9 protein-coding genes are annotated in these 12915 nt (G+C 39.1%); 3 read left to right on the top strand and 6 right to left on the bottom strand.

Annotated features, from left to right (window positions below; genetic code table 11):
- Positions 1–73: 73 nt before the first annotated feature.
- The 6 genes from N6A79_RS05530 to rirA form a co-directional block, all read right to left on the bottom strand.
- Positions 74–1762: a sensor histidine kinase gene (locus N6A79_RS05530; protein WP_268547300.1), complete on the bottom strand. Its 1689-nt coding sequence runs from the start codon at positions 1760–1762 to the stop codon at positions 74–76.
- A 161-nt stretch (positions 1763–1923) separates the two neighbouring features.
- Complete coding sequence (locus tag N6A79_RS05525) at positions 1924–2610, bottom strand: LuxR C-terminal-related transcriptional regulator (protein ID WP_268547299.1); 687 nt, start codon at positions 2608–2610, stop codon at positions 1924–1926.
- A 619-nt stretch (positions 2611–3229) separates the two neighbouring features.
- Positions 3230–4318: a hypothetical protein gene (locus tag N6A79_RS05520; RefSeq protein ID WP_268547298.1), complete on the bottom strand. Its 1089-nt coding sequence runs from the start codon at positions 4316–4318 to the stop codon at positions 3230–3232.
- 511 nt (positions 4319–4829) lie between these two features.
- Complete coding sequence (locus N6A79_RS05515; protein WP_182419275.1) at positions 4830–5339, bottom strand: CinA family protein; 510 nt, start codon at positions 5337–5339, stop codon at positions 4830–4832.
- Positions 5336–6553, bottom strand: coding sequence for a bifunctional 2-C-methyl-D-erythritol 4-phosphate cytidylyltransferase/2-C-methyl-D-erythritol 2,4-cyclodiphosphate synthase (locus tag N6A79_RS05510; RefSeq protein WP_268547297.1), 1218 nt, complete (start codon positions 6551–6553; stop codon positions 5336–5338). The genes N6A79_RS05515 and N6A79_RS05510 overlap by 4 nt, the downstream gene beginning before the upstream one ends.
- 34 nt (positions 6554–6587) lie before the next feature.
- Positions 6588–7046, bottom strand: a complete 459-nt coding sequence (gene rirA / locus N6A79_RS05505) for an iron-responsive transcriptional regulator RirA (protein WP_182419662.1) — start codon at positions 7044–7046, stop codon at positions 6588–6590.
- Positions 7047–7843: 797 nt separating this feature from the next.
- On the opposite strand from rirA, the gene N6A79_RS05500 reads away from it, so the two are divergent.
- The 3 genes from N6A79_RS05500 to trkA are packed head-to-tail and all read left to right on the top strand — an operon-like array spanning position 7844 to position 12846.
- Complete coding sequence (locus N6A79_RS05500) at positions 7844–10102, top strand: sensor histidine kinase NtrY-like (protein WP_268547296.1); 2259 nt, start codon at positions 7844–7846, stop codon at positions 10100–10102.
- Positions 10102–11466 carry a nitrogen assimilation response regulator NtrX gene (gene ntrX, locus N6A79_RS05495; protein WP_182419272.1) on the top strand — a complete coding sequence of 455 codons (1365 nt, stop codon included), beginning with the start codon at positions 10102–10104 and terminating at the stop codon, positions 11464–11466. The genes N6A79_RS05500 and ntrX overlap by 1 nt, the downstream gene beginning before the upstream one ends.
- A gap of 3 nt (positions 11467–11469) precedes the next feature.
- Complete coding sequence (trkA, locus tag N6A79_RS05490; RefSeq protein WP_182419271.1) at positions 11470–12846, top strand: Trk system potassium transporter TrkA; 1377 nt, start codon at positions 11470–11472, stop codon at positions 12844–12846.
- Positions 12847–12915 lie beyond the last annotated feature (69 nt).

Raw genomic sequence — 12915 nt, 5'->3', positions numbered from 1 at the left:
GCAATATAAGAGACATGATTGTTTTAGTTTTAATTGTTCGTGCCACTGATCATTCAAATTCATTTTGATTGTATCATAGATTTAAAGTCGCTATCAAAGTTGTTTTCCCTGGTCTTGACAAAACTTCTAAATGCCCCCCCACACGACTAATGCGCATTTTCATACTGCGCATACCAATGCTCATCCCTGATTGAGCTACAGCTTCTACATCAAAACCTAAGCCATTATCTTCAATAGTAAGAATAAGCACATCATTCTTTGGTAGTTTTAAGCTAATTTCAACAAAATGTGCATGGCTATGCTTAATAACATTAGTTAAAGCTTCTTCAATTAAGCGTGTTAAAGCAAGGCACTGAATTGCTGTAGGCACAGTTTTCCACGATCTTTCAATGCACCATTTAAATTCAAGTCCAAGCTCCTCGAAGAGAGTTGAATAGCGATGTCGTACTTGAGCAAGCCATTCATGAGGAGTTTCAGGAACCTTAACACTTTGGCTTGAACTACTATCTATTGCCTGTCGTAAGTCATTACGAATAAGGCTTAGCATAGCTATAACCTCTTTAGAACTATAAAATGGCTTAGCCATCTCAACAGACGCCATCAGATGTACTAAAGAACCACCCAATCCATCATGTAAATCATTGGCAATCTGCAAGCGATCTTGTAATCTCGTATTTTCCATACTAAGCGCATATTCTTGCTCCAAGACAACTGATAACTCCCGTTTAGCCCTTGTAACACTTATACTTAACTCATCATTAAACGATGCAATCTGTTTAATATAATGCGCATGACGCCACCCAATTATACATATTATGTAAAGGGTAACAAAAATACTTACATAGGATGTTAGAGCAATTGGGTTAAACACAAGGTTTAACAAAAGTAATAAATCATAGATATACGCACCAAGAACGAGCAACCAACCTAATGCAAAAAAAACAATCTCTTTTTGGCGTTGTCGTAAACCAAAACAAAGAGGTTGTATGCAAGCAAATAAAAAAATAAACGTTCCTATAATTAAACTTAATACTTGCGCTATGCAAAGATTGATATCGGCAATAAACCAGGTTAAAACCACTAAAAATTCAATCACCAACCAAAATATGCACTCAACATAAAACAATCGCTGCTTAGCAAAACGAAGAATAAACAGACTAAAACTCATCGTTGTAAGAAGTAGGGCAATTGTATTGACACGGGCAATAACATAGCTATTCGAAAATGGCCAAGCACTGGTAGCTAAAAAATTGCTTATAAAAATCAACCAAAAAACAATAGATATGGCATACCAACCATAAGCAGTCTGTCTCCTATCTACGATCCAAACAAAAAACAGCATTATAGCTAAGGCAACAGCTAAAATTATATTAATCAATATAACTGTTCGACTGTTCCAAATAAGCTTATCATAAAGCATTTGCATTTTGTTAGGATCACCCAGATAAAAGCGCCCCAAACCTAATGGCTGGCCTGGCACGCTAATTGCTTTAATCCATAATGTATTGATCCCCTCACGCAAATAACTCCTAGGTAGCTGGAAGTATCGCGGTCTATTCCAACTACGCGATAAAGGCTCGGTAACGTTTTGGTCACGCCATATTTGCTGGTCATTAACATATACTTCGCCGGCCATTTGAATAGATTGTAAAACAACTGTAACTGGAGTAGCGATACCATCTTCACATAACTGCTGCCAATCAATACGATACCAGACTTTTTTTTCACTATTAGAACGCTTAAAATTCCAATTATCTGGCAAAGTTGTTTTAACCCAATACTCACTCAAAAGCGGTTTACTACCATTATGCAAAGCCCGAGCAGTTTTTACCGATAAAATCTGGACGGAACATATATCACCATTTTCTTTTGCCCATGCACATACTTGCCCAATAAAAAAAATCAAAAAAAATACACAGAACCTTAACAAATAAGACCCCATCTACGTGCTGTATGGATAGCTTTGGTTCTAGATGAAACGGACAATTTCCTATAAATATGTTTAATATGAGATTCAATGGTATAGCGCGATAGCGAAAGTTGATCGGCTATCTCTTGATTGCCCAATCCTTGTGCTACCAAAATTAAGATCTCATGCTCACGCGGACTTAACCTCTCTAATTCAGCCATATCATCGTCACCAACTTTGGCTGGCGGCAACTCTTCAATAATTTTACGAGCTATAAATGGATCAATAGGAGCCCCTCCGCGTATGACACTTCGCAAAGCCAGTGCAAGTTCCAAATCATCACGCTCTTTGACAATATAACCTGTTGCGCCAGCATGCAAAGCTGCAAAAATTATGTCTTGCGTACTCCAAGCAGATATAACGAGAACTCCTAAATCGCTATCACCAGCACGCAATTCGCGGATCAAATCAATTCCATTTCCATCAGGAAGCCCAAGATCAACAAGGGCAAGCGCTATCTTGGGTAAACTGGCTACATACTGGCGTGCCTCATTCAAAGTAGTAGCATGGATAATGCCATTTTCCCCATACCCCATAGCCAATAATAGAACCTTTAATCTGCGATAAACCATAGGGTCATCCTCAATTAAAAGAACCGGCTCTTCTAGAATTAGATCTGTAGCAATTGCTCGAATCACCATTTTAATTCCTAAGTTTCAAGAATAATTCTTGAGATCTCTCCCAACTTGTCTTTTTAAAAATCGCTTGGATAAATACAATAAAAACCCACCTTTAATAAACATCACCCTTTAATAAATAAAGCAATTCATATTTTTAAAAGTGCGGCCGCGCCTATAGAAAATAGGCAAAAAAGCCGATTGATAATATTTTTAAAATAAAACTATAAAATAGTGATACTCAAAATACATTCCGTTCTTCTTCGGTAGTTACATTTATTGCGATATATTTACATCTCTGCATATCTATCTGATTTATCGTGAAAAAAACCAATAATGAAAAAATAGGAAATAATATAGGTTCCACACTATAGATAGCAGACCCTAAGGCCCGCAAGCAATATCAGTATTTTAAAGGTAGGCTTTAAGTCCCCCAAAAAATGTTAGTATTATATATTAAAATCCATATTTGTATTCAGCATCTATTTTTCATCACCACTAACATGCAATATTTGAAATATTTAATTCAAACGACAAATATTATCATTAAAATTCAAAATCTTAATTCACATTTAATTATTTTAAAAATTTGATATAAACGCACTTAGCAGCAATTGATCAATTATCTGACGACATTGATAATTTATGCAAATAGAAGATAATGCGCCCAGGACGGATCAGCCTCGATAGTTTGGCGCATTTCACCAATTGCTTTAAATTTAGCGCGACACAAATCAACCATAAGACTGGCAGCGTCTGCATTTTTAATTTTGAAATAACAATGTCTTTCACCGGCTTCAGGAAGAAATACAATATGGGTCAAGAGACCCGTCTGGTCAACTTCAAGACAAGAAGCAAGCAAATCAGCAAAATCACTGGCGATGGTAAGACCATCTTTTGTAGAAAATGAATTTTCAACAATAAGAGTATTATAATATTCAGATACCCCAACCAATCGATCAGCATCAACATTTAACGTGACCATCATTGGATTATCATCGCTATCAGCACCACGCAAAACAGTAAATTTGCTTTCATCAGTTGTAGAAAAATGTCCATCCCGTCCGCGTTCCTGCCAAATTTCATCGAGCTTCTTGCCAACATTGTGTAAAGCTATCTCTTGTTCGCTATTGTCACCATCAAAGGTAAAACCCCAAGTGAAAAACGAGGTCATAAACCTTAATTCACCAAGCGTATGAACAGCTAACATTAACATTAACATCTTCCGGCTATCCGACAAATCTTTTTCAGAAAAACCTTTATAAGAAAGAATTAAGCTTAGCCGACTCTGATCTGAAACGATACGTGCCGTAACATTTTCAACCGTTACCTCATTGCCTTGATCATCATTCAAAATAATATCATTACTTGAAAGAATGGCGCCACGAAATAATGAAATTGGAATATCACGTGGAGCACCTTTAGCTAAAGCGAAGATATCATCAAGTACTGCTGCATTCCCATCAGAGGTTAGAACCAACTCGGTTTTTGCATTACCATTCACTATTCTTTGGGAAACTTCACATATGACTTGCGGAAAATTAACATGCAGCAAATTATTAGCAGCTTCCATTTTATCGATACTAGGCTCACCATCCCAATTTGCATATAACTTTGAAAACTCTTGCCAAAACTGCGCAACTCGAGGATCTACCTTGTTTGTTTCGGCAAGGGCCTGTTTAGAAATTTTTGCGGGATTGGGCTTACCACCTAGAAAATTGAACAAAGCCATCTATTTTTCCTCTAAATAAAGCAATAAAACAAATAAAAAGGTAAGGGAATATATTATTCAATTTAATAAATTAATAGTAACGAAAGCCAAACTTTAAAGCATCATACGTCATAATAAAATACTATCAATCTTAATTAGTGATATCCCATTTATTACCTATAATATATAGCACCATATTAAATGCAAAATATTTTTTTACTTTAAAAGAAAAATAGCCCACGTTTTTTTGTTAAATAAAATTACAAAGACCATAATCTTTATATTTTTTGCAGGCTTAAAATCCAACATTAAAGCAATTTGTTATTGAAACATATCATTATTTCTTATCAAATCGCTAGAGAAAGTTAAGCCTAGTAAATAAAAGTGTAATTCATACCTTATATTTCACCTACGCCTTAAAGAAGCGAATGAAAATACGCCCGCACATTTTCCAATAGAACAAAAATTTTGTAACAATGACACAGACCAAAAATACTTGGCTAGTAAACTTTAAAATTTAAGTTGATAATCTTCAAGCTTCTGTGTTGTGTCTGATATTCGCAATGATAAGTTCCAAAGCCTTGACAACTGTCGCTTGCCGCACATTGCGACGCCCGATATCACCAAAATGCGCCTTAAAATGCAAAGGCTCAAAATGCTTGAAGGCAACAGCTAAATGGACAAGACCAACTGGCTTTTCACTTCCTCCGCCAGCGGGGCCAGCAATACCAGTGACTGCAATACTAATATCAGCCCTGCTATGCTGCAAAGCGCCCTTTGCCATTGCAATCGCAACCGGCTCTGAAACTGCCCCATATTTTTCCAATAAACATTGATCTACACCGACCATGCTCATTTTTGCTTCATTTGAATAGGTGACAAAACCGCATTCCACCACATCTGATGAACCGGCAATATCAGTAAGTGCAGCAGCAATCATTCCACCAGTGCAAGATTCCACTGTTGCCAATAAAAGCTTTTGCTGCCGGCAAATATTTAATACTTCGCGGGCAAGCTCATCAATAATCTTAGCATCAATCATAAAGGCACCTCGCCTGGGTAAATAACATTGGCAGTAGCAATTGCAGCAATACCTTCACCTCGGCCAATAAAACCCAGCTTCTCATTTGTCGTTGCTTTGACCGATATTCTATCCTTGGTAATGCCTAGCATGTCGCTCAATGCGACAACCATAGCATCACGATGTGGTCCAACTTTTGGCGCTTCCGCAATTAAAGTAATGTCAACATTGGCAATACGCCCCCCAAATTGCTTAACAATTGACACCGCATGGCGAACAAAAATATGGGATGCAGCCCCGCGCCATTGCGGATCAGAAGGTGGAAAATGCGTACCAATATCCCCAGCCCCCCTTGTTGCTAATAAAGCATCCGTCAAAGCATGCAATGCAACATCAGCATCTGAGTGCCCAGAGAGCTTTTTATCAAAAGGAATATCCACACCGCAGAGCGTAACATGATCCCCCGCTTCAAAACAATGGACATCATAACCATTTCCAGTACGTATATCGGGATACATATTATCAACTTTCTGTTGGCTTTGCCCTTGTTGCTTTGCAAATATTTGTCGAGCGCGACTAAAATCTTCTGGCCATGTTATTTTTATATTATCAGCCGAGCCTAACAATACTTTAACTGGAATATCATACGCCTCAGCAAGAGCAGAGTCATCGGTAAAATGATCTTGCCCATTTTCATGAGCTTTCTTATGGGCATCAAAGATCAAGGAAAAAGGAAAAGTCTGCGGTGTCTGTGCACTAAATAGACCATCTCGCTTAATTGTCGCAATAATATTATTATTGCTATCCACCTGCTTCAACGTATCTGAAACGGGAATTGCAATGATAGTCCCATTTTTAAGGGAAAGATTTTGATGAATATTATCAAGAATCTGCACTGTAACAAAAGGACGGGCAGCATCATGAATATGTACAAAGTCCGGTGAAGATGACGATAAATATTCAAGTCCAGCTAGAGTAGATATTTGCCGTGTGGCACCACCAATAACCAACTCTATACGCTGTGCAAAGCGCTGAAGTGCAGCTTTTGCAAGGTCTATATCATCCTCATGAACAACAATAATAATTTGCCCAATGTCAGCACAATCAACAAACTTTTGCACGGTTTGACATATAACTGCTTCGCCTTGCAAATCTTCATATTGTTTAGGACCTATACTGCCAGCACGTTCACCGCGACCAGCAGCAAGAATAATTGCTGCAACCTTTTTTGACATTGAAATAATAAAGCCTCATCTCTTTTTGAGAATATCAGCCTGCCATTTTGCAGCTTTCTTCATTTTGTTCAATGCCTAACCGACTTCTAAACTGTGGACGCTGCAAATCTGCAATGGTTGTGGCTGACAAAACATCGAAAAAAGCTTTTAATGCCTTTGACAAAGTTGCATTCAAACCACACGCATTGACGAGTGGACATTCAACAGCATCATTTTCGAAGCATTCCGCCATAGCAAAATTTTCTTCAGTTACTCTGACCACATCCGCAACACTAATCTCAACTGCAGGCTTAGCGAGCTTAACCCCGCCATTGCGACCTCGTACAGTCTGCATTAAACCTGCCTCAACAAGAGGGTGCAAAATTTTAAATAAAAATAATTCAGAAACTGAATAGGCCTTAGCAATTTCTGGTACTTTACTAAGCTCACCTTCATTGGCGGCACAATACATAAGCATTCGAATTGCATAATTGGTTTGTTTTGTAAGCCGCATAATAGTTCCTTCCATATTGGTCGATTTAACGACCATTTCCATAAGGCAAATGCCTTGACTGACGCGCGCCAGTTTATAACTATTCTAAAAAAAAGAAAGTGTTTTTTAATATTAAAATTTTATATTGTTAAAACAAAAAATCACACTAAAAACCAATTCTAAAATAAACCAAAATACAAACTACCCACTCAACAAGCATCATAATTCTAGATTATCTATTTGAGATATAAGCAAAAAGAACTAAATTATCAATGTGGCATTTAAACACATCTTGCCATACTTTTATTCAAGACCAATGCATTTTTCACCGTTCACGACAATAATTAGCTAGCCATCATCAGCCATATTGCATATTTCGACTAAGTAAGTCTACTTTGGCGCAAATCAAGCTTACAATATTACAAAATCAGATATATTTCCTAAAAACAACTTTACGATCTAAATTTCGCTTTCTATGTGTTGAGAACATGACTGTAAAAAGTCAGATTAATTTTTTTTCATATTTTTATCACATTTATGCATCTTTGTTGCAATTTCGACACAAAATGTTGCAATATTACCACTGAAATTTTGTAAGCTTTATATTATGAGGATTCTCGATTATTTTTTTGGGGTAAGCCAAACTTAAAAAGACGTTTTTAACACAAACATTATGCGACTTTATTCTTTTTTATTAGCTGAGCTCAATTGGAAATAACATATAAATACAAATATTTAAGTATCATTAGATCCTTATATTTAAAAAGGTAGATCATGACCAATTCATTGGTTGAAAATAATAAAAGCAAGGCCATCCAATGAAAGGCTTTCAAATACCTAAATTAACGGAAGAAGAGCGCATCCAAGGAAAAGCACTAAAAAAGCGACGCGCGGCTATCGGCATAGCAATAATAGTGCTTGCCTTATTAACAGCTGCAGTATCATTTCTCGTTCTGATTGGATTAACGCCTATCTCGCCAGACCGTCCGGTCACAATTGTGTTAATCTTTACCAATGTCGCAATGATTTTTTGCTTAATTGCGGTTATTATTCATGAGCTTTATCCAATTATTAAAGCATGGCGGGCACGGCGGGCAGCTTCCAAATTACATGTGCGGATAATTGCACTTTTTTCATTGGTTGCTGCCCTTCCAGCTTTAGTTATTGCGATCATCGCCCTTGTTACACTCAATTTAGGCTTAGATCGTTGGTTTGATGTGAACACTCGCCAGATTGTTGATTCATCGGTAGGTTTTGCCAATGCCTACGCGAGTGCAACATTAAACTCATTACAAGCTGCATCCTATACAATGGCACAGCAATTAGATAATCGACAATTGTTAAACTTAAATCCTGTTGAATATAAACGCCAAATGTCATTGCAAGTAACTGGCCGCAATTTAAGTGGTGCCTTTTTATTGGGAAGTAAGGGTAATATTATTACTGCAAGTGAGCAAACTGAAGGTACCAATTTACCAATCCCACCAGAAGAATGGATATTAAAGGCAAGCACCGATGAGCCTGTTGCTTTTCAACCGGGTGAACATGATTATTTCGGCGTTATCTTAAAAATGCAAAATATTGATAATGCATGGCTGTATATTGCTGGACAAGTAGATCCGAACGTATTGGATGCGCTACGTTTAACCGAAAATAATACTAACCGTTATCGTGACATGGAGGCAAATCGTGTCACTATGCAAATTGCTTTTGCGGTTCTCTATTTCTGCCTTTTCCTCATCATGCTGTTATCGGCGATTTGGACAGCAATTGCTGTGGCTGACAAGCTTGTTCTTCCTATCCGCCTCTTAATTGGGGCAGCAGATGATGTTGCTGCGGGCAATATGAATGTTCTTGTACCAGTACGCGCCCGTGATGGCGATGTTGGACATTTATCCAAAACGTTCAATTACATGGTCTCTGAACTTAAAAACCAGCAAAACTTGCTCATTTCAGCCAGAGACCAAATTGATGAGCGGCGACGATTTTCAGAAACAGTTTTATCAGGGGTAAGTGCAGCTGTTATCGGAGTTGACGATCATGCTGACATTACCATTATTAATAAATCTGCAGAGACTATGGTTGAATTCAAGCCTGAAGAGGTTATTGGGCGCAGCTTGATTTCCGTTCACAGCGAAATTGGTCGGGTTTTTGAGGTCGCGCGTGCATCAGCTAAAAAAATTCATCGTGAGCAAATATCTATTACCCATCATGGTAGAGCACGCGTATTTAATGTGCAAACTACAATGGAAGAATCAGAAAAAGAAGCGCATTCATGGGTAGTTACAATTGATGATATTACCGACCTTATTGATGCCCAACGTTCGTCAGCATGGGCAGATGTTGCCCGCCGCATCGCTCATGAGATCAAAAACCCACTAACACCAATCCAACTTTCAGCAGAGCGAATTCGCCGCCGTTATGGAAAAGTCATCACGAGTGACCGCGAAGTTTTCGATCAATGTGTTGATACAATTATACGACAAGTTGGCGATATTGGACGCATGGTTGATGAATTTGCCTCTTTTGCGCGCATGCCGAAACCAGTAATGGCAACAACTGATCTACGCAATGCTTTGCGTGAGGCTAGCTTTCTCGTTGAAGTTTCACGGCATGAAATCAAATTTGAACGCGATTTTGGCGCAACCCCATTGATGGGAAGCTTCGACAATCGCCTCATAGGGCAGGCTTTTGGCAATGTTATCAAAAATGCCAGCGAAGCGATTGATGCAGTTTCAGGCCGTGAAGGTTTTCATGGTCATATATTCGTGAAATCTTATAATAAAGATGGTTCTATTTTTGTTGATATTATTGATAATGGTAAAGGATTGCCAAAAGATGACAGGCAAAAATTACTTGAACCTTATATGACAACACGTGAAAAAGGCACTGGCCTTGGCCTTGCAATTGTACGCAAAATCGTCGAAGAACATGGCGGTTATATGGAATTACATGATGCTCCAAGTGATTTTTATGGTGGTATTGGGGCTATGATCCGTTTTATTTTTCCACAAATTGAAAATAACCATAATAATAAAGACATAGACATGTCTTCTAAAGAAGAAGGTTTAAAATAATGGCATCTGATATTCTTGTAATCGACGATGAAATGGATATTCGGGAACTCGTTGCTGGCATTTTAGAAGATGAAGGGCATGAGACACGTATGGCAGGCGATGCTGATCAGGCTTTGGCTGCTATCAATGAACGCGTCCCCCGCCTTATTTTTCTTGATATATGGCTGCAAGGAAGCCGGCTTGACGGCCTATCTTTGCTTGATGAGATTAAAAAGCAATATCCAAACCTTCCCATTGTTATGATTTCTGGTCATGGAAATATTGAAACCGCAGTTTCTGCTATAAAACGCGGCGCTTATGATTTTATTGAAAAGCCATTCAAGGCAGATCGCCTCGTGCTCGTTGCAGAAAGAGCGCTTGAAACCTCAAAATTGAAGCGTGAGGTCACAGAACTACGCAAAAAGGTAACAGATACGCCAGAATTACTTGGAAATTCCTTAATTATCAACCAATTGCGACAAACCATCGAAAAAATTGCTCCAACCAATAGTCGTATCATGATAACCGGTCCTTCGGGCTCTGGCAAAGAAATGGCCGCACGGATGATCCATGCGCTATCAACCCGTGCCAATGGTCCCTTTGTTACCTTAAATGCTGCAACAATTACGCCCGAACGTATGGAAATTGAGCTTTTTGGCACCGAAATGGACGGGGGGGAGCGGAAAATTGGTGCACTAGAAGAAGCCCATGGTGGTATTTTATATCTTGATGAAGTTGCCGATATGCCGCGCGAAACGCAAAACAAAATTTTGCGTGTACTAACCGAGCAAAAGTTTGAGCGCGTAGGCGGCAATAAACGCGTCAAAGTTGATGTCCGTATTATTTCTTCAACAGCACAAAATCTTGAAGGACTAATTGCGGAAGGTTTATTTCGCGAAGATCTTTTCCATCGCCTTGCTGTCGTGCCACTATCGGTACCGGCATTATCGCGCCACAGAGAAGATATTCCCACCCTTGTTGACTTCTTCGTCAAACAAATTGCTAGCCAAACAGGAATTCGTCCACGCATTATTAGCGATGATGCTATGGCCGTTTTACAAGCGCATAGTTGGCCCGGGAATGTAAGGCAATTGCGAAACAATGTTGAGCGCCTTCTCATTTTAACCCGCGATGACAATAGTGAAGAACCAATCACGGCTGAACATCTACCTGCCGAAATTGGCGATTCTTTGCCGCGTGTTCCAACCGATAATGACCAGCACATTATGGCTCTTCCTTTGCGCGAAGCGCGCGAATTGTTCGAAAAACAATATCTTGTTGCTCAAATCAATCGTTTTGGTGGTAATATTTCGCGCACGGCAGAATTTGTCGGCATGGAACGCTCAGCCCTGCATCGAAAATTGAAGTCTCTAGGGGTATATTAAAATATGCGCGTTATTATTTGTGGTGCAGGACAAGTAGGCTATGGTATTGCCGAGCGCTTGGCAGCAGAGCAAAACGATGTAACAGTCATTGATATTTCGCCCGATCTTATTTTTACAATAAGAGACGAGTTAGACGTGCGCGGACTTGTTGGCCATGGCTCTCATCCCGATATGCTTGCCGCCGCTGGTGCCGATGAAGCTGACATGCTGATTGCTGTTACCCTTCATGATGAAATTAACATGGTAGCATGCCAAGTAGCCCATTCGCTATTTGCCGTACCAACCAAATTTGCACGCGTTCGCTCGCAAGCCTATCTTGATCCACGCTATCAAGATCTTTTTTCGCGAGAAAACCTACCCATAGATGTGGTTATTTCACCCGAAATTGAAGTTGGAAGGCTTATTTTAAGACGCCTTGCTGAACCTGGTGCTCTTGATGTTTTGAGCATTTGCGATGGCAAAGTTCTTTTTCTTGCCATTAGCTGCAGTGAAGACTGCCCGCTCATAAACACGCCTTTGAGGCAATTAAGCAGCCTATTCCCCGATCTTCAGGCGACAGCAGTTGGCATAAAACGCAATGGTAAATTATTTATTCCTCAAGCAGATGATGAATTAAATGCCGGTGATATTGTTTACATAACGGTATTAGAAAAACAAGTACGCCGCACCATGGCACTTTTTGGCCATGAGGAACAAGAAGCTCGTCGCATAATTATTGCAGGTGGTGGGCATATTGGTCTATATGTCGCGCAAGAAATTGAAAAGCAAAATCATCCTGCTAAAGTCAAAATAATTGAGTTTGATAAAGAACGCGCTCTTTACATCACCGACAGATTGAAAAAAACTCCGGTCTTACATGGAAGCGCATTAGATCAAGAAGTATTACAAGAAGCCGGAGCTGAAACGGCAGATCTTATTGTAACTTTAACCAATCAGGATCAGGTCAATATATTAAGCGCGATGATGGCAAAACGTCTTGGTACATCAGCTAATATGGTACTTATTAATGATCCTGTTTATGAAGAATTTACGCGAACTGATGGCATTGATGCCCATATAAATCCGCGCAATGCCACCATATCAAAAGTTTTACAGCACGTTCGGCGTGGGCGCATCCGAGCAGTACACTCCATTTCAGATGGTAAAGCGGAATTATTGGAAGTGGAGGCTGTAGAAACATCTCCACTTGTGGGTAAAACCATTAAGGAATTAACCCTATCAAATCGTTTGCGAATTGGTGCAATCTATCGCAAAGACGAGATTATTAGACCTACCGGTGACTTGCGGCTTCAGCCCAAAGACCGTATTGTAATTTTTGCCTTAGCTGAAGCTGTAAAAGAAGTGGAGCAAATGTTTAGGGTAAGTTTTGAATTTTTCTAACAATAATCATTTGTTTAACTATTTATTCGTTGGGATCGTATTTTAAATTTTTCAATATAATGTTTGACA

The sequence above is a fragment of the Bartonella sp. HY761 genome (genome assembly GCF_026743145.1).
Taxonomy (GTDB): domain Bacteria; phylum Pseudomonadota; class Alphaproteobacteria; order Rhizobiales; family Rhizobiaceae; genus HY038.
This window is presented reverse-complemented; position numbering and strand designations above follow the sequence as displayed.

Coding starts and splice junctions, on each gene's coding strand:
- N6A79_RS05525 (WP_268547299.1), bottom strand. CDS start 2,610: ATGGTGATTCGAGCAATTGCTACAGATCTAATTCTAGAAGAGCCGGTT.
- N6A79_RS05510 (WP_268547297.1), bottom strand. CDS start 6,553: ATGTCAAAAAAGGTTGCAGCAATTATTCTTGCTGCTGGTCGCGGTGAA.
- N6A79_RS05520 (WP_268547298.1), bottom strand. CDS start 4,318: ATGGCTTTGTTCAATTTTCTAGGTGGTAAGCCCAATCCCGCAAAAATT.
- N6A79_RS05500 (WP_268547296.1), top strand. CDS start 7,844: ATGAAAGGCTTTCAAATACCTAAATTAACGGAAGAAGAGCGCATCCAA.
- trkA (WP_182419271.1), top strand. CDS start 11,470: ATGCGCGTTATTATTTGTGGTGCAGGACAAGTAGGCTATGGTATTGCC.
- ntrX (WP_182419272.1), top strand. CDS start 10,102: ATGGCATCTGATATTCTTGTAATCGACGATGAAATGGATATTCGGGAA.
- N6A79_RS05515 (WP_182419275.1), bottom strand. CDS start 5,339: ATGATTGATGCTAAGATTATTGATGAGCTTGCCCGCGAAGTATTAAAT.
- rirA (WP_182419662.1), bottom strand. CDS start 7,046: ATGCGGCTTACAAAACAAACCAATTATGCAATTCGAATGCTTATGTAT.